General features: G+C 66.8%; 20 protein-coding genes. 12 read left to right on the forward strand and 8 right to left on the reverse strand.

The window, feature by feature from the left end:
- Positions 1-151 precede the first annotated feature (151 nt).
- Entirely contained in the window at positions 152-316 is a 165-nt protein-coding gene (locus AC5P5X_RS18175; RefSeq protein ID WP_005414774.1) for a hypothetical protein, read from the forward strand.
- 51 nt (positions 317-367) lie between these two features.
- Here AC5P5X_RS18175 and AC5P5X_RS18180 read toward each other — a convergent pair whose 3' ends face one another.
- Positions 368-994, reverse strand: coding sequence for a YiiX/YebB-like N1pC/P60 family cysteine hydrolase (locus AC5P5X_RS18180; RefSeq protein ID WP_099484241.1), 627 nt, complete (start codon positions 992-994; stop codon positions 368-370).
- Between the two features lie 82 nt (positions 995-1076).
- Between AC5P5X_RS18180 and AC5P5X_RS18185 the strand changes: the two genes are divergently transcribed.
- The 3 genes from AC5P5X_RS18185 to AC5P5X_RS18195 all read left to right on the forward strand — a co-directional run bounded on the left by AC5P5X_RS18185 (position 1077) and on the right by AC5P5X_RS18195 (position 4823).
- Entirely contained in the window at positions 1077-1589 is a 513-nt protein-coding gene (locus AC5P5X_RS18185) for a hypothetical protein (RefSeq protein WP_111117764.1), read from the forward strand.
- Positions 1590-1662: 73 nt separating this feature from the next.
- Positions 1663-3501 carry a M3 family metallopeptidase gene (locus tag AC5P5X_RS18190; RefSeq protein ID WP_111189163.1) on the forward strand — a complete coding sequence of 613 codons (1839 nt, stop codon included), beginning with the start codon at positions 1663-1665 and terminating at the stop codon, positions 3499-3501.
- 2 nt (positions 3502-3503) lie between these two features.
- Positions 3504-4823, forward strand: a complete 1320-nt coding sequence (locus tag AC5P5X_RS18195) for a TPM domain-containing protein (protein ID WP_111189164.1) — start codon at positions 3504-3506, stop codon at positions 4821-4823.
- Between the two features lies 1 nt (position 4824).
- Here AC5P5X_RS18195 and AC5P5X_RS18200 read toward each other — a convergent pair whose 3' ends face one another.
- The 3 genes from AC5P5X_RS18200 to AC5P5X_RS18210 are packed head-to-tail and all read right to left on the reverse strand — an operon-like array spanning position 4825 to position 7471.
- The gene (locus AC5P5X_RS18200; protein ID WP_099530814.1) at positions 4825-5496 is read right to left on the reverse strand and encodes a VOC family protein; all 672 of its coding nucleotides are present in this window, start codon (positions 5494-5496) and stop codon (positions 4825-4827) included.
- A 54-nt stretch (positions 5497-5550) separates the two neighbouring features.
- Complete coding sequence (locus AC5P5X_RS18205) at positions 5551-6630, reverse strand: alpha/beta hydrolase family protein (RefSeq protein WP_099530816.1); 1080 nt, start codon at positions 6628-6630, stop codon at positions 5551-5553.
- 13 nt (positions 6631-6643) lie between these two features.
- Positions 6644-7471, reverse strand: coding sequence for an AraC family transcriptional regulator (locus AC5P5X_RS18210; RefSeq protein ID WP_005411484.1), 828 nt, complete (start codon positions 7469-7471; stop codon positions 6644-6646).
- Between AC5P5X_RS18210 and AC5P5X_RS18215 the strand changes: the two genes are divergently transcribed.
- The 3 genes from AC5P5X_RS18215 (at position 7440) to AC5P5X_RS18225 (ending at position 11982) form a co-directional block, all read left to right on the forward strand.
- The gene (locus tag AC5P5X_RS18215; RefSeq protein ID WP_227860230.1) at positions 7440-8060 is read left to right on the forward strand and encodes a hypothetical protein; all 621 of its coding nucleotides are present in this window, start codon (positions 7440-7442) and stop codon (positions 8058-8060) included. The genes AC5P5X_RS18210 and AC5P5X_RS18215 overlap by 32 nt on opposite strands.
- 218 nt (positions 8061-8278) lie before the next feature.
- Entirely contained in the window at positions 8279-10681 is a 2403-nt protein-coding gene (locus tag AC5P5X_RS18220; RefSeq protein ID WP_111189165.1) for a TonB-dependent receptor plug domain-containing protein, read from the forward strand.
- A complete protein-coding gene (locus AC5P5X_RS18225) occupies positions 10681-11982 on the forward strand; it encodes an aminotransferase class V-fold PLP-dependent enzyme (protein WP_099523838.1) in 1302 nt (433 codons plus the stop codon). The genes AC5P5X_RS18220 and AC5P5X_RS18225 overlap by 1 nt, the downstream gene beginning before the upstream one ends.
- A 658-nt stretch (positions 11983-12640) precedes the next feature.
- Here the strand turns inward: AC5P5X_RS18225 and AC5P5X_RS18230 are convergent.
- The 4 genes from AC5P5X_RS18230 to AC5P5X_RS18245 are packed head-to-tail and all read right to left on the reverse strand — an operon-like array spanning position 12641 to position 16513.
- Complete coding sequence (locus AC5P5X_RS18230; protein ID WP_076739471.1) at positions 12641-14155, reverse strand: aminotransferase-like domain-containing protein; 1515 nt, start codon at positions 14153-14155, stop codon at positions 12641-12643.
- Positions 14156-14164: 9 nt separating this feature from the next.
- A complete protein-coding gene (locus AC5P5X_RS18235; RefSeq protein WP_012481503.1) occupies positions 14165-14764 on the reverse strand; it encodes a DUF6436 domain-containing protein in 600 nt (199 codons plus the stop codon).
- On the reverse strand, positions 14764-15042 hold the full coding sequence (locus AC5P5X_RS18240) for a hypothetical protein (RefSeq protein ID WP_012481502.1): 279 nt from the start codon (positions 15040-15042) through the stop codon (positions 14764-14766). Before AC5P5X_RS18240 ends, AC5P5X_RS18235 begins: the two co-directional genes overlap by 1 nt.
- Positions 15043-15097: 55 nt before the next feature.
- Positions 15098-16513 carry an aminotransferase-like domain-containing protein gene (locus AC5P5X_RS18245; RefSeq protein ID WP_076739470.1) on the reverse strand — a complete coding sequence of 472 codons (1416 nt, stop codon included), beginning with the start codon at positions 16511-16513 and terminating at the stop codon, positions 15098-15100.
- Between the two features lie 183 nt (positions 16514-16696).
- Between AC5P5X_RS18245 and cyoA the strand changes: the two genes are divergently transcribed.
- Genes cyoA through AC5P5X_RS18270 form a run of 5 tightly spaced genes read left to right on the forward strand, consistent with a single transcriptional unit; the run spans position 16697 to position 21242 of the window.
- Positions 16697-17602 carry a ubiquinol oxidase subunit II gene (gene cyoA / locus AC5P5X_RS18250; RefSeq protein WP_099472679.1) on the forward strand — a complete coding sequence of 302 codons (906 nt, stop codon included), beginning with the start codon at positions 16697-16699 and terminating at the stop codon, positions 17600-17602.
- Positions 17603-17607: 5 nt separating this feature from the next.
- On the forward strand, positions 17608-19584 hold the full coding sequence (cyoB, locus tag AC5P5X_RS18255) for a cytochrome o ubiquinol oxidase subunit I (RefSeq protein ID WP_012481499.1): 1977 nt from the start codon (positions 17608-17610) through the stop codon (positions 19582-19584).
- Entirely contained in the window at positions 19581-20216 is a 636-nt protein-coding gene (cyoC, locus tag AC5P5X_RS18260) for a cytochrome o ubiquinol oxidase subunit III (protein ID WP_012481498.1), read from the forward strand. The genes cyoB and cyoC overlap by 4 nt, the downstream gene beginning before the upstream one ends.
- A gap of 1 nt (position 20217) precedes the next feature.
- Positions 20218-20550: a cytochrome o ubiquinol oxidase subunit IV gene (gene cyoD, locus AC5P5X_RS18265; RefSeq protein WP_005411473.1), complete on the forward strand. Its 333-nt coding sequence runs from the start codon at positions 20218-20220 to the stop codon at positions 20548-20550.
- Positions 20551-20561: 11 nt separating this feature from the next.
- Complete coding sequence (locus AC5P5X_RS18270; RefSeq protein ID WP_076739468.1) at positions 20562-21242, forward strand: SCO family protein; 681 nt, start codon at positions 20562-20564, stop codon at positions 21240-21242.

Consider the following 21242-nt stretch of genomic DNA (forward strand, 5'->3'; position numbering starts at 1 on the left):
GAATTCTTCAGCCGCTTGTGCCACAAGGGCTTCTGCGCGTTCATTCACAGGCGTACACGCAGATGTAGCCGCGCACCCACGCGTGATTAACCATTCGCTGCAGACGATGGCCACGTCCACCGCATTCCGCGAGTGGCTTTGGAGATCGGACATGGCACAGCAGAACCAGAACCCGAACCAGAAGCAGCAGGGCCAGCAGAACCAGCAGGATCAGCAGCAGGGTCGTGGACGCGACCAGCAGCAGCAACAGCAGCAGGAACAGCAGCAGCGCAACCAGCGCAACCAGCAGCAGGGTGGGCAGGACGAGGAAGAGTGACCTCGCCACCAGCTCCGGTGATGCAAAGCCCCGCCCCGTGCGGGGCTTTGCTTATTCCAGCACGCCGAGACGCTGCAGCACCGGCGCTGCCGACATGTCGTTCGGATTGGTGCCGGGCTGATCCTGCGGTACGTCCATGCCCATGCCGCGGTACAGATCCACCCAGTGCTGGGCGATCTCCCCGGTCTGCGGGTTGCGGAAGTTCATCGGCTGCAATGCGAACACGTGGTGCGCACGGAAGACGCGTTCGATGAAGTCCGAGCAGTAGTAGCTGTCCTCGTTCAACACATACGACGTGTTGTACGGCTTGCCCAGCATCGTGCGCGCGGTGGCGACCGCATCCTTGATGGCCGCCTGCTGCGGCGCATGCAGGCGATAGACCACGATCTGCCGCTGCTTGGCGCGCGCCTCCTGGCGGAACTCGACCAGCGATTGCCGGCGCGATCCTTTCTCGTCCGCATGCAATACCTCCCAGCCCTTCGGCGTGGAAGCGACCAGGGCGACGTGATCGAAGCTGGGCGCGCCCTGCTTGCCGGTGGCATCGTCAATGGCGGCACTGAGGCCGCTGCGGCCGGCGGTGACAAACAGCAGATCGCCTTCGTGGACATCGACGGCCATCGCCACCGCTGGCCACAGGGCGGGCAGCAGCAGGCCGATCAGGAGCAGGAGGCGATGCATGAGGACTCTCGGACAGGCGGAATGCCGGAATTGTAGGGCGCGCGGTAGCATGGAGCGACCGGACCGGATTCAGGATGAGCCCATGTGTCGATACCGTTCTGCCGCACTGCTGATGCTCGCCTGTGGCGTGGTGCTGGTTGCCTGCACGCCTGCGCCGCAGCCGCAGCAGACAGCGGGCGAAGCCGGGCCTGCCGCAGCGGCGCCGGCGATCACTGCCGCCGAGCCCACACCTGTGGCTGCACGCAGTGAATGCCCCCACCCGGAATTCGATGCATTCCTGAAGCATTTCGGCAATGAGATCGCGCTGCAGGAAAAGGCCACTGCCGACCCGCTGCTGGACAGCTACATCGATGCGGAGGCCGAGCCGGAACCGCGCAAGGTGGAGAGCCGGTTGGCGCTGGCCGATGTGGAGTGGCCGGTGATGCCCGATCCTGCCGCGTTGGCCGGCCAGGGCCGCGAAATACAGATCAGCCCCCTGGCCGATGGGCAGCGGCAGGTGCAGATCCGTATGCCGGACAGCAGCGACCAGCAGACCTACACCTTTGCGCAGACGCCGTGTTGGACACTGGTCAAGCGTGAGGACGAGTCGATCTGAAACCTGATCCGGCACAGGCGCGGCGGGCCAGTGACTGCTAGGCTCGATCCCTGGTCCAGGCAGGGAGACGCCGATGCAGGCTTTCAGGAAGCACGCCACCACCACCGCCATCGCAGCTGTGCTGGCGATAGCCTCCCTCAGCGGCGCCCAGGCACAGTCGGTGCATGCCGATGACCGCGCCTACTTCGCCAATGCCACCGCCGAACAGGCCGCGCGTGACGCACTGGGCAAGCGCGTCGAGGCTCTGCAGCAGGCGTCCACCGTTGCACCCGCGGAACGCTTCCGGCAGGCCGAGGTACTGGAGGCGCAGTGCCTGCGCCATCACAGCTACCTGCACCTGCAGGCCGCCCGCAATGCGCGTGATCAGCGTCCGGCCCAGGCGCTGGACCAGGTGATGGGGCTGTGCAGCCGCATTGCCCGCAGCGGCCGCGCCGCTCTGCGCGAGGCGTCCGCGGATGCACCATGGGCAGCACCCTATGGCTTCCTGCGCGCACGCGCGTTGAAGGAGGCCGCCGCCCCGGCCAACGCCGCGCTGGATGAGGCCGTGGAGGCACTGGCCGATCCGGCGCTGGACAGCTTCGCGCGCCTGCGTGGGCAGATCCTGCGCAGCGCCGAGTACCCGCAGATCGAGCACGGCGGCCGGCACTGGGACACGGGGCGCGACAGGCAGGCACTGGCCCGGCAGCCCGACCGCGCCCTGCGCGAGGCGGGCTGGAAGGGCTACTGGCAAGGTCTGCAATCGCGCCGTGAGCCGATGGCGTCGGTGCTGCTGGGGCTGGTGCAGGTGAATGACGCCGCGGCACGCCTGCAGGGTGACGGCTCGGCGCCGGCACATGGCTATCAGCGCATGGGCCTGGATACTGCTGCAGTGGATGCAACGCTGGTGGCGATCGAACAGCATGCGGAAGACCGCCGCGCCTACCAGGAGATGCTGCTGCACCACGCTGCGCGATCGGGCATCGACGCGCCGCAGATCTGGGATACCACGGTGCCCGATGCCGGCTACACGCCACCGATGCTGACGCTGGCGCAGCTGCGCGACAACGCCGCCGATGCCATGCAGCACCTGGGCCCGGCGTACGTCGCTGAACTGCGCGCGCTGCTCGATCCGGCCAGCCACCGCATGGATCTGGCCACCGAACGCGGTGACCGCAGCCAGGACGCGTTCTCCGTGAGCGCTCCCGGTGTGCCGGCAATGCTGTTCGTTGGTGTCCGCAGCGGGGACCTGGAAAGCGATGTCGAGATCGCCCATGAAGCTGGCCATGCCCTGCACGGCGAGTGGATGCAGCGGGGTCATGCGTCGCCGCTGCAGCGCAATGGCAGCCAGTGGCTGACCGAGGCGTTCGCGATCTACAACGAGCTGCGCTTCCGCGACCAGCTGTACCAGCAGGCACAGGACCCGCGTGCCAAGGCCTACTACCTGAAATCGCTGCTGGACGACATGGTGCTGCAGCTGTTCACCTCATCCGAGGAAGCGCAGCTGGAGCAGTCGATCTACCAGGGCGTTGCCGCCGGCACGCTGGGCACCGCCGATGACCTGGACGCGCTGACCGGGCGGGTGCTCGCACGCTTCGGCCAGCAACCGGAGCGCTACCCGCAGCTGCGCAACGCCTGGATCGGCAAGCGCCTGATGTATGAAGACCCGAACTATCTGGTGAACTACCTGTATGCGGGTCTGCTGGCCGTGCAGTTGTATGTGCAGGACCAGCGCGACCCCGAGGGGTTCCGTGCGCGCTATCTTGCCGTGCTTGGCGAGGGCTTCGATCGCGCGCCGAACGAGCAGGTGGCGCAACTGCTGGGGCACGCGCCTGACTGGGCGGCCCTGGTGGATGCCGATCTCCAGGTGTTCAACCAGACGGCGGCACAGCTGCAGGCGCTGCATGCGCGGATCGAGGCAGGGCGGGGTACGTGAGGATGCTGCGCAGGATGACGTGCACCTGGGCCACGGCATGGCTGTTGATGCTGTTGTGCCTGTTGCCGAGGGTGGTGATGGCCGGTGCTGCAGTCCCTGCGCTGGATGATCCGGTGGTGGACGCCGCCAACGCACTTTCGGCGGATACCCGCGACAAACTGCGCACGCAGGCATTCCAGTTGCAGGCGCGCACCGGCGCGCAGCTGCAGGTGATGGTAGTCAACCATGTTGGCGACGAAGGCATCGAAGCTAACGCACAGCGGGTGTTCGACCAGTGGCAGCTGGGCCGCGAAGGCGTTGACGATGGCGTGCTGCTGCTTGTGGCCGTGCAGGACCGCCGTGTACGCATCCAGACCGGCTACGGCCTGGAGGGCGCGATACCCGATGCCTATGCCGCCCGCATCATCGACAAGGCGATCGTGCCGCGCTTCCGCGATGGCGACCTTGACCAGGGCGTGCTGGACGGAACGAAGATCATAGTGGCGCTGATCGATGGCGAGGACCTACCGGCATGGGAAGAACCATCGATGCGCAACGTGCTGCCGGCCGATTGGCGCAGCGCAGACTCGGTGGTTGCACTGACGCTGCTGGCCGGCTTCCTTGCGGGTCTGTGGCGCTCGCCGCCCTCGGCGCAGGCGCACCCGGAGCGATTGCCGGCCTGGGCCCGTCCGCTGCTGGTGACGGCCGTGGTGGCCGCGGGCCTGCTGGCGGCGGCCATGTGGGCGCCACGCCAGGCACTGGCAGCGCTCTGCATCGTGTTGGCGTTGTGCGTACCGGTGGCGAGCCTGCTTGGCTGGTGCTGGCGCCGTAGCCGCGGTGTGCGCGTGGTGCTGCTCGGCATGCTCGGGGTCAGTTCGGGGTTCTTCGTGGTGATGGTGGTGCGTGGCCAGTTGCCACCCAGTCTGGCCTTGCACACGTCGCTGGACCTGGCGGTAGGCATCATGGCCATGCTGGTGTTTTTCCTCGTACAGGCGTGCCGCGCGCGCTGGCACAAGGACCGCAGCAGCTTCGGGGTGAGGTGCGCAGTGCTGTTGCTGCTGACCGCTGGCTACGTGCTCTTCGCACTGCTGGCCATCGATCGCGCCGGCCCGGTTGCGCGCCTCGCCACGACGATCGGGTGGAGTGCCGGCACGCTCGTGCTGTACTTCACCTGGATCTTCACCATGCTGCCAGGTGAGAAGGCTCGCGGCAGCCGCAGATCATCCGGCGGCCACCGCAGCGCGTCCAGTTCGTCATCCAGCAGTTCGTCGTCGAGCAGCTCCAGCAGTTGGTCCGGAGGCGGCGGCCGCAGCGGCGGAGGCGGCGCGTCGGGCAGCTGGTAGATCAGGTCGCCTGCACACGCCAGCCGAGTGCAGCGTCCTCCACAACGCCCGGGCCGGCCACGTCGCCGACCTGCAGCAACAGCCCCTGCGCATTGGGCAGGTCCTTCTGCTCGGGGAACCAGCGCCGGTCCGCAGCGACCACGATCAGCAGCCCTTCGTCGTCGCCCATCGACGCGAACTGCGGCGAAGGCGGGCTGATCGGTTGCAGGCCAAACCGCAGACTGGACTGTTCGCGCACGGCATCGACATCGTGGCTGGGCAGGCCGACCTCGCTCAGGCAGGTCAGTTCGCTGCCGTGGAAGGCGCCCTGATGCGTACTGTCGGGCAAGCGGCGGCGGCCGATCAGTTCCAGGATCAAGCCATCGGGGCCAGTGAAGTACACCGACTGCGATTGCCAGCTGCTTTCCAGCGCGAAGTAATCCAGCCCTGCTGGATTGCGTTGCAGTGGCGTGCGTTCGCGCAGCCAGGTCATTGCCTCGCCGAAGCGGTTGTCCGGTACGTTGAAGGCCAGGTGCACGCCTCCGAGCGGACGTCCTTCAGCGGGCTGCAGTTCGATCGTGCTCCAGCCGATGTGCACATGGGGGCCGATCACGCGTTGCTGCAGGACATCGTGGAAGTAGCTGGCCACGGCACCGACATCGGAGACCGGCAGGGTGAGGTGCAGCAGACGCATGATCGTTCCTCCGTGGACGCGACCACTGTAGCGCCGGGCCGCACCCGGCGGCCACTAGCGCAGTGCGTCGGCGAAGAATCGCGTGGCTGCATCCACCGCCTGCCGGTGGGTTTTCGCCCTGGGAACCGACGTGTTGCACAGTCCGGGCAGCCTCTGCCCGCCGACAGCGGTACAGGCCGCCAGGAAGTCGTAGTGACCCACTTCCGGCAGGCGTTGCAGCGTTGCGCGCGGAATCTGCGCCTGTGCGGCCTCACCATTGGTCTCCGGTGGCGCGACGGTGTCTGCGGCCCCCAACATGATCGATACCGGCTGCCGCAACGCGGACAGCTGCGCGGGCGCGAACGCCTGCACGATGGCGGGTGCCAGCAGGAACACGGCACGCACGCCGGGAATCGCGCGCTGTGCGTCAGCCTCGGCGATCCAGGGGGCAAGCGCGGGCGAAGCCGCAGCGGCCCGGCGCGCCTGCGTCGTGTGCGTGGCCGCCTCCTGTTGCGGTTGGCAGACGCCGTCATCCGGGTGCGCGGCGCAGAAGGCCAGCAGTCGCTGCAGGCTGGGCCGTGCACCGGCTGCCAGCAGCGCGGTGTAGCCACCGGCCGAGAAGCCGACCACGCCCAGCCGCTCTGGATCGACATGCGGGCCCAGGATCGGATCGGCCTGCACGGCGGCCAACGCAGCGCGCAGATCATCCGCGCGCAGCCAGCTCAGCATGCTGCCGGCCAGCGTCATCTCGTCGGCACCGTTGTTGCCGGGATGATCGACCGCGATCACCAGATAACCGTCCCGCGCCAGCGCCGTGCCCAACCAGCCCATCATGCGTGCGCTGCCGCCGTTACCGTGCGACAGCAGCAGCGTCGGCAGGCGAGCCCCCGCGACGGGAGCATCCACCGCTGCGCGTCCGACCTCGAACAGCGGTGCGTCGGGCGGGCCGATGGTCAGGGCGGTTTCCCGGCTGCCGGCCAGCGCTGGGTACCAGACCGTGTAGCGCAGCGCGTCGTGGTGCTGCGCATCGCGTACAGCCGCGCTGGCCACCGTGGTGGCGCCGTGGCGCTCGCCGGCCGCCTGCGTCTCGCTGCCCTCGGCAATGGCAGTGGAGACCATGAGGATCATTCCCAGCACAGCGGCCATCATGCGCATCTTCAGTTCCTTGTCAGTTGGGACGTTCGTCGACTGGCAGCCAGATCTCCACGCCGCCGTTGCCAGTGTGCTCATCAAAGCGGGTGTCGTAGCGTTCCAGGTCCGGCGCATCGGCAAGGCTCAGGTTGGACGCAGGGAGATAATGATCCAGCAACCAGAACCAGGTCGAGCGGATGGCCGAGATGTGTCCGCCGTGCCAAGCCACCAGGTAGCGGCGCGCCGGGATGTCCACGCGTCGCCAGTGCGCAGGCACGCTCGGCACCGTGCTTGCCGGTAGTGCCGCAATGTAGTCGAAGCCACCATCGTCATCACTGTTGCAGCACACGCCGAAGCTGACCGGTGCCGGCGTCGGCCACTCGCGGTTGAGCTGGGCCCATTGGCCCGGAATCGCGCCGCTGCTGTCGCGGGTATGCCGCATGCCGATACCCGCCAGCTGGAAGGCGGGCGTGTCGAGCAGGCGCGGTGCCTCATCGCAGGGTACAGGCGCCTCGTCCACGCGGATCGCCTGCACCAGTGCCAGTCCGTCGGTGCCCTGTTCGCGTACCCGCTCTGGTGTCTGTCCGAACTGTTCGCTGAAGGCACGGGTGAACGCTGCATGGGTGGTGTAGCCCGCACCTAGTGCCACCTGCAGGATGTCGCCTGCGCCGGCGGCCAACCGCTGCGCCGCAGCGGTCAGGCGCCGTCCCCGCAGGTAGCGCACCACCGAGGTGCCAGTGCGGGCCTGGAACAGGCGTGACAGATGGAACGGCGACAGCCCCGCCGCAGCGGCGACGTCGGCCAGTGCCAGCGGTCGATCCGCATGGGTTTCGATGTACCACAACGCCTTGCCTGCCGCGCTCATCCTGCCGTTCCTTGAATCCGATGCCGGGCACAGTAGCGGATCGGCAGGCGCGGCGTTTAGCAGTTCTTGCGCTGCCGGGGCTTTGCGTCTGCCCGCGTACCGGCAACAATGCGTGCTTCATGGACGTGATGAGGGGCAGGGAGATGCGATCGACGACGTGGGATGCCAGGCCAGCGGAGCCCGGCCGATGATCGAGATGATCGAAATGCTGCTTGCCCTCTGGGTACTTCCCAGTCTGTTGACCCTGGCGCTGATGCTGCTGATGTTGTTCGGCGCGCCACGGTGGCGCGGCAATCCCTGGGTGTACCGTGTCGGCTTCGCGTTGCTGGGCGGGTTTCTGACACCGACGTTGTTGGGGGCCGGTCACGGTGGGTTGCCGTGCGCGACTATCGGCGGGCTGGTGATGATACTGACGCAGCTGCAGTGGATCGGCGATCTGCAGGTCGACTTCATGGGGATCGGGATTCGCAACAGGGGCATCTGGATCATGTCCACCCCCGCCTTGGTGGTGTTCGCTGCGATGATGTTCGTTCCGCTGCGAACGGCACGGCCGGCCCGTTTTGGCTTTGGCGACGACGCCAACGGCTAGCCGCTGTGTGCGGGGATGGGGCGTGGGTCTGCATTGCCCATCCATGCATGGCGTGGATCTACGGATGAGCCTTGGCAGGGGCCAATCTTGGTTGGCGCATCAAGCTGTCGCACTGACGTCATGGCTCCTTCACAGATCGCGCCGAGACTGCGCGCCTTGTCCAGCCCTGTTGTTTCCGAACAGGTGCTGGCCCTGTCGCGTCCTCCCGGAGCCCTGCCGTGCATCGTTCGAAGCTTTCGCGTTCCATCCTCCTTGCCCTTTCCATGGCCAGCGCAGGAGGCGCGATCGCAGCGGAGGCCGATGCGGTCGATGCCATGGCGGGCAGCCGTGCGGCACCCACCCAGCTCGACGCGATGCTGGTCACCGGCACCCGCGCCTCCAACCGCACCCAGTTCGAAACGATGGCGCCGGTGGACGTTTTCACCAAGGAAGACATCAAGTCGGTGGAATCCACCGACCTGAAGGACGTGCTGGCGCAGCTGGTGCCGTCGTTTGTGGTGCAGCGCCTGCCGATGGCGGACGGCCAGGTGTTCGTGCGCCCGGCCACCCTGCGTGGCTTGTCGCCGGATCAGACATTGGTGCTGGTCAACGGTCGTCGCTTCCACCGCAGCGCGCTGCTCGGCAACCGTGGCGCGCAGGCGGCCGACCTGGCACAGATTCCAACCAGTGCGATCAAGCGCATCGAAGTGCTGCGCGATGGTGCGTCGGCACAGTACGGCTCGGACGCCATCGCCGGTGTCATCAACATCATTCTCGAGGATGGCCCTGGCACTGAGATCACCGCCGGCTATTCGCAGTACGCGCAGGGCGACGGTGCCTCCCGCGATTTCAGTGCGCGCACCGGCTGGTCGCTGGGCGACTACGGCAGCCTGGTGCTGTTCGCCGAATCGTCCAACTCCGACGCCACCTCGCGCACGCGCCAGCGCCCGGACGCGATCGCCTTCCAGGCTGCACATCCGGAGCTGGACGTGCCCAATCCGGTGCAGCGCTGGGGCCAGCCGGAACTGGAAAGCCGCCGCGTCGGCTTCAACGTGAAGGCCAATGCCAGCGAGACGCTGGAGCTCTATGCCTTCGGCCTGTACAGCCACAGCGATGGCGTCAGTGATTTCAACTGGCGCAACCCGGACACCACCACCGGCGCGTACCGCACCACCTCCATCTTCCCCGGCTGGAACCTGCGCTCGCTGTATCCGGTCGGCTTCAGCCCGCAGTACGGCAACGTCCAGAACGACCTGCAGCTGGTCGGTGGCCTGCGCGGCGAGATCACGCCGAAGCTGCGCTGGGATGTCAGCGCCTCGTATGGCCGCAACGCCATCGACTACAGCTTGAAGAACTCGATCAATGCCTCGCTCGGCCCGGCCAGCCCGACCGACTTCGATCTCGGCCGCCTGACCCAGACCGAGAAGAACGCCAACGCCGACTTCAACTACGAGTGGGAGGTGGGCGCGCTGTCCAAGCCGATCAACGTCGCCTTCGGTGGCGAGTTCCGCCAGGAGACCTACCAGGTGCGCGCCGGTGACCCGGCGTCGTACGCGGTGGGTCCGGGCGCGGCCGCGGGCCTGGAAGCCAATTCCAATGGCGCGCCGGGCTTCTCGGCCAGCCAGGCCGGGCAGTGGAGCCAGCGCAGCAAGGCCGCCTACGTGGACATGGAAGTGCCGCTGGGCGAGCGCTGGAGCATCGGCGCGGCCAGCCGTTACGAGGACTTCTCCAGCTTCGGCAGCACACTGGATGGCAAGCTGTCGGCGCGCTTTGCGATCACCCCGGACGTGGCCCTGCGCGGCACCGTGTCCAGCGGCTTCCGCGCACCGACGCCGGCGCAGCTCAACACCACCAGCACCACCCAGGGCCTGGACACGCGCACGCTGCAGATCTTCACCAGTGGCCGCCTGTCGCCGAACGATCCGCTGGCGCAGCTGCTTGGAGCCAAGCCGTTGAAGCCGGAGGAATCGCGCACCGCCTCGCTGGGCCTGACCTGGCGCACCGACCTGGGCCTGTCCGGCTCGGTGGATGTCTACCAGATCAAGCTCACCGACCGCTTCAGCCAGTCGGCCAGCTTCGCCATTCCGGCCGGTACGCCCAATCCACTGGGCTACACCTCGGTGAACTACTTCACCAACGACTTCGACACCACCACCACCGGCGTGGACGTGGTCGGCAACTACCTGCGCGACCTCGGCGCCGGCCGTATGACGTTGACCCTGGCCTACAACTACAACCGCACCCACGTGGACAACGGCAGCACCTCGGTGGCCACCAACGAAACCCAGCGCGTGCTGTTCGAAGACCGGCTGCCCGAGCACAAGGGCAGTCTGACCGGCAGCTGGGACATCGGTGCCTGGTCGCTGATGGCGCGCATGCGCTACTACGGCGCCTGGACCGATTCCAGCGGCAACGCGGTGGGCGACATCTACCAGCGCTTCGGTGCGATGAGCTTCCTCGACCTGGCCGTGGGCTATCGCATCAACGAGCACCACAGCCTGCGCGTGGGCGCCGACAATGTGTTCGATCGCTACCCGGATGAGGCCACGTTCCAGGCCAGCCGTGGCCTGGTCTACTCGCGCAACGCGCCGTACGACACCGACGGTGCCAACCTGTACGCGCAGTACCGGCTGACCTTCTGATGGACGCTCGTCGTCGTTCCCTGCTGCGTGCCGGCACCCTGCTGCCGGCTGCAGCTGCGCTGTCTTCACTGCCTGCCAGCGCCGCTGCGCGCTACGCTTCGCCGATGGAGATTCCCTCGACGACCGTGGCGCCGGACGTGCTGGCCCACGATGAAGGCTATTGGGCCGCCGTGGCCAGCCACTTCGACATCACCGATGAAGTGAACCACCTGGAGAACGGCTACTGGGGCGCGATGGGTCGTGAGACGCTGGCCAGCTACCAGCGCCACACCGCTGAAGTGAATCGTGGCAACGCTTGGTATGGGCGCCGCGCGTTTCCGGCGCAATACATGGCGGTGCAGCGAGAGGTAGCCGAACTGCTGGGTGTGGGTGCTGATGAGATCGCACTGACGCGGGGGGCCACCGAGGCGATGCTGGCGCTGATCGGTGGCTACAACCGCCTGCAGCCCGGCGACCAGGTGTTGTATGCCGACATCGACTACGACAGCATGATCGGCGCGATGCGCTGGCTGCAGCAGCGTCGCGGCGTGCAGGTCGAGCGTATCGCGCTACCGGCCGTGCCCGACCACGCGCAGATCCTGCAGGCCTACGAGGCCGCGTTCGCGCGGTTGCCGCGCCTGAAACTGGTGCTGCTGACCCAGGTCAGCCATCGCCATGGGCTGGTGCTGCCGGTGGCCGAGATCGCCGAGCGTGCGCGGGCACGCGGTATCGATGTGATCGTTGATGCTGCCCATGGTTTCGGTCAGATCGACTACGCCGTGCCGGATCTGAAAGCTGACTTCGTGGGCATCAATCTGCACAAATGGATCGGCGCGCCGGTCGGTGTCGGCGCGATGTACGTGCGCAAGGGGCGCGTGGCGGACCTGGACCCGTACATGGGCGAGACCGATGATGGCCGTGTCGGCAGCCGCGTGCACACCGGTACGGTCAACTTCGCCGCCTACCTGGCACTGCCGGAGGCGATTGCCCTGCATCAGCGCGTAGGTGTGGCCAACAAGCAGGCGCGGCTGCGCTACCTGCGCGAGCGCTGGACCGTGCCAGCGCGGAAGATGGCGCACATCGAAGTGCTGTCTTCGCCGAACCCGGCGCTGGCCAGTGCGCTGGCCAGCTTCCGCCTGCGCGGGCGCACCAGCGTGGCTGACAACCTCGCGCTGCAGAAGCGCCTGCTGGATGAGCATCGGATTTTCACCACGTATCGCGATGGCCTGGACTCGGGTGCCTGTGTACGCGTGACGCCATCGGTGTTCACCCGGCCGGAGCAGATGGATGCGCTGGTGAAGGCCCTCTCCGCCTTGGCCTGACCCTGCTTTGGTGGGTGCCAACCTTGGTTGGCACATTCCAACCGTGCCGGGGAATCTTCCGCCGGCCAGCGGCCGGCGCTACCGGTCGGGTGGGTGCCGACTGTTGGTCGGCACATCCCATTCCACGATCTACCTCCGATCTGGTGGGTGCCAACCTTGGTTGGCACATTCCAACCGTGCCGGGGAATCTTCCGCCGGCCAGCGGCCGGCGCTACCGGTCGGGTGGGTGCCAACTGTTGGTTGGCACATTCCAACCGTGCCGGGGAATCTTCCGCTGGCCAGCGGCCGGCACTACCGGTCGGGTGGGTGCCAACCTTGGTTGGCACATTCCAACCGTGCCGGGGAATCTTCCGCCGGCCAGCGGCCGGCACTACCGGTCGGGTGGGTGCCCACCTTGGTTGGCACATTCCAACCGTGCCGGGGAGTCTTCCGCCGGCCAGCGGCCGGCACTACCGGTCGGGTGGGTGCCAACCTTGGTTGGCACATTCCAACCGTGCCGGGGAATCTTCCGCCGGCCAGCGGCCGGCGCTACCGGTCGGGTGGGTGCCAACTGTTGGTTGGCACATTCCAACCATGCTGAGGAGTCTTCCGCCGGCCAGCGGCCGGCACTACCGGTCGGGTGGGTGCCGACCGTTGGTCGGCACATCCCATTCCAGGGCTACCGCTCGATCGTCGGCAACGCATCGGACAACAACAACCGATCAATCCGTCGCAGCGCACTCTCCAGCTGTCGGCGGTCCGTCGCCAGCCCCAGCGACAAACGCACGCCGCTCTGGTGCGAAACCCCTGGCGGACAGAACGCCGAAGATGGCGCAATCGCCAGCCCCTGCAGCTGTGCGGTACGCACCAGTGTGGCGTCGGTCCACGGCGCTGGTACCCGGCACCAGGCATGCAGCCCTTCCGCGCGCTGCAGCAGCGATGGCGCCAGCAGGTAGCGCGCCATGCGCATGCGCTCGCGTGCCTCGGTGCGCACCAGGGCCAGCAGCGACTGCGCCGAACCATCCAGCAGCAGCTGGCTGGCCAACGCCGAGACCAGCGGATGACCCATCAGCCGCGTCGCCCGCAATGCAGCCGTCATCGCCTCCGCGTGCGCAGCGCTTGGGCACTGCACGAACGCAGTGCGCAGGCCGGGGCTGATCACCTTCGACAGCGTCGCCACGTAGAACACATGACGCGGTGCAAGTGCCGCCAGCGGTGTAGGTGCATCCTCGGCGAGGTGCCAGTAAGGATCGTCTTCGATCGCCAGCAGGCCTTCGCCTTCCAGTACACGTGCCAGCGCCTCGCGCCGCTGCAGCGGCAGGGTCAGCGCGGTCGGGTTCTGGCAGGTGGGGTTGAGATAGACCAACCGCGCGCCGCTTTCGCGTGCCAGCCGGGCCAGCGCATCGGGGCACATGCCGTGTTCGTCGCTGTCCACCGGCACCAGCCGCCGGCCCAGTGCGGCGGCGGCCTGCAGCAGGCCCGGATAGACCAGCGCATCGCAGAGGATCGCATCATTGTCGCGGCCCTGGCTGACCAGGATCGCGGCCAGCGCCACCTGGGCGCCTTCGGTCAGCAACAGGCAGGCGTCGTCCACCTTTCCCAGCATCGGTTGCAGCCAGCGCGCCGCTGCGTGGCGGTCGGTCGGGTTGCCGCCGCCCAGGTGATAGGTCATCAGGTTGGGCGCGTTGCTGCGTGCAAGCACGGCGGCGGCACCGCGGCGCAGCGTCTCGGCCAGCGCATCGGCGTCGGGCACCGGCGGCACGTTCATGCTCAGGTCCACCACCTGGTCGAAGCCGGCCTTGGGCGGTGCGATGAAACTGCCTTGTGGCCCGCGTGCTTCGATCAGGCCGCGCTTGCGTGCTTCATCGAAGGCGCGGGTGACCGTGGTCAGGTCGATGCCGAGCTGCTGCGCCAACGCGCGCTGCGAGGGCAGGCGCTGTCCGGGTGCGAGGCCGCCACGGCGCACCGTGCGTTCCAGCGAATTGACGATGCGCAGGTAGATTGGCCCGTTGTGCGCGAGCACGTCCTGCACCCATTCGCGGGCTGCGACATCCGGTCGCGGCATGTACGGAGCATGTCGGGGCGTATCGTTGCTTCCAACGGCGGGAGCCTGTCCATAACCATCGGTCGGTTCGGACAGGTGACCGCCGTTGTTGTTTGCGGCGGCCACACCGGCCAGCGTCAGTGATGTCATTGCGCGTCCTCAGCGCTTGGCCTGCCAGGGGCAGTAGCAGCCCACGGCAAGCAGTCCTTTCGGGCGCACGGTCTCGCCGCGCACCAGTCTGTCCAGCAGCGGTTCGACAAAGCTGTTGGCCGAATTGCAGACCATGCCGATGCTGTACGGCCCCGCGTAGGCGAGGTGGCCCTGGCGATCCCAGATGGCTACGGCGGGGCTGGCCGGGATGTGTTCGATACCGTCGATGGTCGGCAGGTTGATCACCTTGTTGCGCAGCGGCTCAGGAAGCTCGCCCTGCGTACCCGGGCGGCGGATGGCATAGAAGTCGATGCCGGCGCGGCGGTACATGCTGATCAGGTAGCTCAGGTGCGCACCGGTCTCGCGGTTGCACACGCCGCAGGCCGGGTCCCAGAAATGCACCACGCGGATGCGGCCGGTATCACCGGCCAGATCGGCCGGCAGGCGCAGTTGCGAGTCGTCGAAGACGATGGCCTGTTCGGTGAAGGTGGACTGCGCGCTGTAGCCGAAGTACTGCCACAGCGCAGCCGCCACGCCGGCCATGAACAGGCAGGCGAGGGCGATCATCGTCGGCAGCAGCCAGCGGCGACGCGGCGCGGCTGCGCCCATCAGGACGCTTCCCCGCCGAACTTGTGCACGTACTGCTTGCGCATCTCGCGGCAGGAGTCGGCCTGCGCGCGACGCTGGATCTCGCTACGCGAGGGATCCTCGCTGCGCTGCACGCACTGCTCGATGGCGTGGCGCTCGGCGGCCTGCACGTCCACGGTCTGCGGCTGCAGGCAGACCCAGGCCAGCGCGGCCAGCATCAACACCACAAAGCCACCGCACCCGGCCATCACCAGGTGGAACTTCAGTTTCTCGGCGCGCATCGATGCACGTCCCTTCATCCATACATTGCATACAAAATATCATCTTGTATGGATTAAGCGCCATGCACCCGGTTCAGACGATGGCGTTGTGCCGGGCCTCGGGGGCTTCGGACAGGATCTCGTTCAGCTTGGCCAGCGCCCCGGCCAGCGCGCCCTGGTCGACTGCGCCTCCCAGCGACAGGCGGATCGCGTTGCCCGGCGGCGGCTCTTCCACGCTGAAGGCATCCGAGCTGGCGATGCCCAGGCCCTGTTCCTGTGCGGCCTGGATCAACCGGTACTGGTCCAGCCGTGGCGGCAGCGGCAGCCACACATGCAGGCCGGCCGGATGCGCCTGGGCACGGGACGGCAGGTACTGCGCGGCAATCGCCTGGCGCTCGCGCAGTTCCTGCTGGAAGCGCTGCACCATGTCCTGGGCCTGGCCGCTGCGGATCCACTGCGACGCCACCGCCACCATCGACTGGGTCGGCATCAGTGCGATCGCACGCAGCGCATCCAGCACCGGTTCCATCGGCTCGCCGGCCGGCACCACCAGGTAGGCGGTGCGCAGGCCCGGGGCCAGGCACTTGGACAGGGTGGAGATGTAATACACCGGGCAGCCGGCGTCGCGGTGGGCGGCCAGCGGCGGCGCGGCGTCACCGGCCAGCAACCAGTAGGGATCGTCTTCGATCACGGTCAGATCGTGGCGCTTGGCCACCGCCAGCAGGGCCTGCCGGCGCTGTGCCGACATCGTTGCCGTGGTCGGGTTCTGGATGGTCGGCACCAGGTACAGCAGGCGCGGGCGGCGTAGCTGGCAGGCCTCCTCCAGCGCGTCCGGCAGCATGCCCTCGGCGTCCATCGCCACCGGCACCACGCCCCGCTGCAGCACGCGCGCGGCGGCCAGCAGGCCCGGGTAGGTCAGCTGCTCGGCGGCGATCAGCTCGCCCGGCTGGGTGCGGGCCAGGATCAGCGCACACAGCGCGGTCTGCGCGCCGGGACAGATCACCACCTGGTCGGCACCCACCGTGCCCAGCATCGGCGCCAGCCACTGCACGGCGGCGGCGCGGTCCTCGCGGGTGCCGGCGCCGACGTGATAGCTCATCAGCTCGCCCTGGCCCAGCTGCTGGCCCACGTGCTGGAAACCGGCCTCCATGCCCTGTGCGAACGGCGCGCTGCCCAGCAGCGGCGGGATGTTCATGCTCAGGTCCACCGAGGTGCTGCGGTTGCCGGCCGACAGCGCGATGAAGGTGCCCCCGGCGCCCTGCGCGTCGAGCAGGCCGGCCTGGCGCAGCTCAGCGAAGGCACGGGTGACGGTGGTCAGGTCCACGCCCACCTGCTGGGCCAGGTCGCGCTGCGGCGGCAGCCGGTCGCCCGGGCGCAGCACGCCGTCATCCACCGCCTCGCGTACCTGCTGGGCAATCTGCAGGTACAGCGGGCCGGCGCCCTCGCGGAAGGGGCGAACCCAGGTGCGATTGGGGTGTTTCAGGCGGCGGCCGGCGGCAGGTGGCGTCATCGGTCAGTTTTTTCCATACGTGCAGATGCACAAGTCCATACAATGCTGTATCTTGTATGGGCTTGATTGGAGTGGTTCGCCTGCTTGTAGGCGACCTCGTACCCACAGTGTAGCCGCTCCACGCCCGGGCGCTGCGCGCAGGCGAGCCGGTCAAGCGCGCTTCTTCAACAGGGTTGACCTCCAATGAATATCTGCTGGAACCGCATCCGCCTGGCGCTGGTCGCCCTGGCCTGCGTCGGCCTGTCGGGCTGTGACTGGGTGCTGCTGGATTCGAAGGGCATGGTCGGGCTCGCCCAGCGCGACCTGATCCTGATCTGCATCGGCCTGATGCTGATCGTGGTGATACCGGCCATCGTGCTGACCTTCGTGTTCGCGTGGCGCTACCGCGCCGGCAACACCAAAGCCAAATACATGCCTGACTGGTCGCACTCCACCAAGGTGGAGATCGTGGTCTGGGGCGTGCCGCTGATCATCATCGCGGTGCTGGCGGTGATCGTGTGGAAGTCGACCCACGAGCTGGACCCGTACAAGCCGCTGGACGTGGCCGGTGAGCCGCTGCACGTGGACGTGATCGCCACCGACTGGAAATGGGTGTTCGTGTATCCGGATCTGGGCATCGCCACGGTCAACCAGCTCAACTTCCCGGCCAACCGCCCGCTGGCGTTCAACATCACCTCCAACTCGACGATGAATACCTTTTTCATCCCGCAGCTGGGAGGGCAGATCTACGCGATGGCCGGCATGCGCACGCAGCTGCACCTGATCGCCAACGAGCCCGGCCAGTTCCGTGGCATGTCCGGCAACTACAGCGGGCATGGCTTCTCGAACATGAAGTTCATCGCCACTGCCAGCAGCAACGAAGACTTCGATCGCTGGGTGGCCGAGGTGCGCAGCGCGCCGGACGCGCTCAGCTTCACGCAGTTCAAGGCGCTGGCCGCACCGTCGAAGAACGTACCGGTGCAGCACTTCTCCAGTGTTGAACCGCTGCTGTTCAAGAAGGTCATCGACCAGTTCATCGGCGTCGGTGAGAACACCGCTGCTGCTACCCCGGCGGGCGCTGCCGGCGGTGCCCAGGTTTCCCAGGAGTAACGAACATGTTGGGTAAATTGACGTGGGAGGCCGTGCCACTGCACGAGCCGATCGTCGTGGTCACATTGGCGGCCATGGTGCTGGGCGGCCTCGCGCTGCTCGGCGCGGTGACGTACTTCAAGCTGTGGGGTCCGCTCTGGCGTGACTGGTTCACCACCGTGGACCACAAGAAGATCGGCATCATGTACGTGGTGGTGGCGCTGGTCATGCTGGTGCGTGGCTTTGCCGATGCGCTGATGATGCGCGCGCAGCTGGCGGCGGCCGGGCCGGGCAGTGACGGCTTCCTGCCACCGGAGCACTACGACCAGATCTTCACCGCGCACGGCGTGATCATGATCTTCTTCGTGGCCACCCCGTTCGTGGTCGGCCTGATGAACATCATCGTGCCGCTGCAGATCGGTGCGCGCGACATGGCGTTCCCGTTCCTCAACGCCTTCAGCTTCTGGATCTTCGTGGTCGGCGCAGCGTTGATGATGATCTCGCTGGGCGTTGGCGAATTCGCCATGACCGGTTGGGTCGCCTATCCGCCGCTGTCGGGCATCGAGTTCAGTCCAGGCGTCGGCGTGGACTACTACATCTGGGCATTGCAGGCGTCCGGTGTCGGCACCTTGCTGACCGGCGTCAACCTGTTCATCACCATCCTGCGCATGCGTGCGCCGGGCATGACCCTGATGAAGATGCCGGTGTTCACCTGGACCGTGCTGGTCACCAGCGTGATCATCATCGCCGCCTTCCCGATCCTGACCGTGGCGCTGGGTGCGCTCACCCTGGACCGCTACCTGGACTTCAACTTCTACACCAACACATTGGGTGGCAACCCGATGATGTACGTGAACCTGGTGTGGGCCTGGGGCCATCCGGAGGTGTACATCCTGGTGCTGCCGGCGTTCGGCATCTTCTCCGAAGTGACCGCCACGTTCGCGCGCAAGAAGCTGTTCGGCTACAAGTCGATGGTCGGTGCCACGCTGGCGATCGGCATCCTGTCGTTCATCGTCTGGCTGCACCACTTCTTCACCATGGGCTCCGGTGCCAGCGTCAATGCCTTCTTCGGCATCATGACGATGATCATCGCCATCCCCACCGGCGTGAAGATCTTCACCTGGCTGTTCACCATGTACGGTGGCCGCGTCGAATTCAGCGTGCCGATGCTGTGGACCATCGCGTTCCTGGTCACCTTCACCATCGGTGGCATGACCGGCGTGCTGCTGGCCATCCCGGGCGCCGACTTCCTGCTGCACAACAGCCTGTTCCTGGTCGCGCACTTCCACAACACCATCATCGGCGGCGCGCTGTTCGGCTACCTGGCCGGCTTCGCCTACTGGTTCCCGAAGGTGTTCGGCTTCACCCTCAACGAGCGCCTGGGCAAGTGGTCGTTCGCCTGCTGGGTGATCGGCTTCTACCTGGCCTTCATGCCGCTGTACATGCTGGGCTTCATGGGCATGACCCGCCGCATGAACCAGTATGACAACCCGGCGTGGACGCCGTACCTGATCGCCGCCTTCATCGGCGCGCTGTTCGTGTTCGCGGGCATCATCCTGATGCTGGTGCAGATCTACGTGAGCGTGCGCGACCGCAAGCGCAACCTGGACCTGACCGGCGACCCGTGGAATGCACGCACGCTGGAATGGGCCACGCCGTCGCCGCCGCCGTTCTACAACTTCGCCGTGGTGCCCAAGGCCGATGAGCTGGACGCCTTCCACGAAGCGAAGAAGCGCGGCCTGCCGCCGCCGCCGAAGAAGTACGCACCGATCCACATGCCGAAGAACACCGGCGTGCCGCTGATCCTCAACATCTGGATCCTGGTGCTGTGCTTCGCCCTGGTCTGGCACATCTGGTGGATGGCCGCGGCCAGCTTCATCGCGATGATCGTCACCCTGATCGTCCGGTCCTACGACGAGGACGTGGACTACTACGTCAGTTCCGAAGAGGTGGCGCGCACCGAAGCGGCCAACCTTGCCAAGCTGAAGGAGGTACGCGCATGAACCTGTTGACCCGCCCCGAGCTGGCAAGCGACACGCAGGCGCGCGAGGACCACCACGAGCACGACCATGGCCACGAACAGGGCGGCATGAAGGTGTTCGGCATGTGGGTCTACCTCATGTCCGACCTGGTGCTGTTCGGTTCGCTGTTCGCCTCGTACGCGGTGCTCAGCACCGCCTACGCCGGCGGCCCCACCGGCAAGGAGCTGTTCTCGCTGCCGTTCGTGATGGCCGAGACCTTCCTGCTGCTGGTCTCCAGCATCACCTACGGCCAGGCCGTACTGGCGATGCATCGCCACGACACCTCGGCGGTGCTGCGCTGGCTGGGCGTGACCTTCGTGCTCGGTGCCTCGTTCATCGGCATGGAGATCTACGAGTTCTCGCACCTGATCCACGAAGGCGCAGGCCCCAGCACCAGTGCCTACCTGTCGGCGTTCTTTGCGCTGGTCGCCACCCACGGCCTGCACGTGGCCAGCGGCCTGATCTGGATGGCGGTGGTCATGCACCAGGTCTACCGCCGTGGCCTGACCCCGACCAACATCACCCGTGTGTCGTGCCTGAGCCTGTTCTGGCACTTCCTGGACCTGGTGTGGATCTGCGTCTTCACCTTCGTCTATCTGATTGGAGCCTTCTGACATGGCCCACGTCGAAACTTCGCGCGCCGGCAATGCGCACGGCTCCACCAAGTCCTACCTGATCGGCTTCGTGCTGTGCGCGCTGCTGACCGTGGTGCCGTTCGCACTGGTGATGAACCCGGTGCTGTCGCGGCCGCTCACGCTGTTCCTGCTGGTCGGCTTCGCGGTGGCGCAGATCCTGGTGCAGCTGGTCTATTTCCTGCACATGGACCGCAAGTCCGAAGGTGGCTGGAACCTGGCCAGCTTCGTGTTCACCCTGGTGATCCTGTTCATCATCGTCGCGTTGTCGGTCTGGATCATCTGGAGCATGCACTACCACATGATGATCAACTGAGCCTGCGAACCGTGAGAGGCATTGCGTTCCCCCAACGTGGCCTGCGGCTGGCCGCAGGCCTGCTGCTCGGCCTGCTGGCCGGCTGCAGTGCGCAGTCGCGCATGGACTTCTACTCCAAGGACATCGCCTGCGAAGAGCTCGGCCAGCAGTGGTCGATGCCCGACAGCCACGGCACCGTGCGCGGCCCGAAGGACCTGCAGGGGCAGGTGACCTATCTGTTCTTCGGTTTCACCAGTTGCCCGGACGTGTGCCCGACCACCATGGTCGAGCTGAGCCAGGTCAAGCACCTGATGGGCAAGGATGCCGACCAGCTGCAGGTGGTGTTCGTCAGCGTTGACCCGGCCCGCGACACCCCGGAGGTTGCGCGGACCTACGTGGAAGCGTTCGACCCCAAGGCAATCGCACTGGTCGGCAACGAAGCGCAGCTGGCGGCGATGGCCAGCGACTTCAAGGCGTTCTACGAAAAGGAACCCGGTCAGGTACCGGATACCTACACGATGAGCCACATTGCCGGTGGCTACGTGTTCGACCGCCAGGGGCGACTGCGCCTGTTCGCGCCCTATGGCATGCCGGTGGACAAGCTGTTTTCCGACGTGCAGCGCCTGCTGCTGGAGCCCGCTCATCCCGCCGCCGGCAACGACGCACTGGCCAGCTGCAGCCGCAAGCACAGCGGCACACTCGCCGCGCGCTGA

Source organism: Stenotrophomonas sp. YJH_SMC_91 (assembly GCF_059368495.1).

Excerpts from the sequence above, each read along its gene's own strand:
- AC5P5X_RS18175 (WP_005414774.1), top strand. The coding sequence starts at position 152 with ATGGCACAGCAGAACCAGAACCCGAACCAGAAGCAGCAGGGCCAGCAG.
- AC5P5X_RS18180 (WP_099484241.1), bottom strand. The coding sequence starts at position 994 with ATGCATCGCCTCCTGCTCCTGATCGGCCTGCTGCTGCCCGCCCTGTGG.
- AC5P5X_RS18185 (WP_111117764.1), top strand. The coding sequence starts at position 1,077 with ATGTGTCGATACCGTTCTGCCGCACTGCTGATGCTCGCCTGTGGCGTG.
- AC5P5X_RS18190 (WP_111189163.1), top strand. The coding sequence starts at position 1,663 with ATGCAGGCTTTCAGGAAGCACGCCACCACCACCGCCATCGCAGCTGTG.
- AC5P5X_RS18195 (WP_111189164.1), top strand. The coding sequence starts at position 3,504 with ATGCTGCGCAGGATGACGTGCACCTGGGCCACGGCATGGCTGTTGATG.
- AC5P5X_RS18200 (WP_099530814.1), bottom strand. The coding sequence starts at position 5,496 with ATGCGTCTGCTGCACCTCACCCTGCCGGTCTCCGATGTCGGTGCCGTG.
- AC5P5X_RS18205 (WP_099530816.1), bottom strand. The coding sequence starts at position 6,630 with ATGCGCATGATGGCCGCTGTGCTGGGAATGATCCTCATGGTCTCCACT.
- AC5P5X_RS18215 (WP_227860230.1), top strand. The coding sequence starts at position 7,440 with ATGTACCACAACGCCTTGCCTGCCGCGCTCATCCTGCCGTTCCTTGAA.
- AC5P5X_RS18210 (WP_005411484.1), bottom strand. The coding sequence starts at position 7,471 with ATGAGCGCGGCAGGCAAGGCGTTGTGGTACATCGAAACCCATGCGGAT.
- AC5P5X_RS18225 (WP_099523838.1), top strand. The coding sequence starts at position 10,681 with ATGGACGCTCGTCGTCGTTCCCTGCTGCGTGCCGGCACCCTGCTGCCG.
- AC5P5X_RS18230 (WP_076739471.1), bottom strand. The coding sequence starts at position 14,155 with ATGACATCACTGACGCTGGCCGGTGTGGCCGCCGCAAACAACAACGGC.
- AC5P5X_RS18235 (WP_012481503.1), bottom strand. The coding sequence starts at position 14,764 with ATGGGCGCAGCCGCGCCGCGTCGCCGCTGGCTGCTGCCGACGATGATC.
- AC5P5X_RS18240 (WP_012481502.1), bottom strand. The coding sequence starts at position 15,042 with ATGAAGGGACGTGCATCGATGCGCGCCGAGAAACTGAAGTTCCACCTG.
- AC5P5X_RS18245 (WP_076739470.1), bottom strand. The coding sequence starts at position 16,513 with ATGACGCCACCTGCCGCCGGCCGCCGCCTGAAACACCCCAATCGCACC.
- cyoA (WP_099472679.1), top strand. The coding sequence starts at position 16,697 with ATGAATATCTGCTGGAACCGCATCCGCCTGGCGCTGGTCGCCCTGGCC.
- cyoB (WP_012481499.1), top strand. The coding sequence starts at position 17,608 with ATGTTGGGTAAATTGACGTGGGAGGCCGTGCCACTGCACGAGCCGATC.
- cyoC (WP_012481498.1), top strand. The coding sequence starts at position 19,581 with ATGAACCTGTTGACCCGCCCCGAGCTGGCAAGCGACACGCAGGCGCGC.
- cyoD (WP_005411473.1), top strand. The coding sequence starts at position 20,218 with ATGGCCCACGTCGAAACTTCGCGCGCCGGCAATGCGCACGGCTCCACC.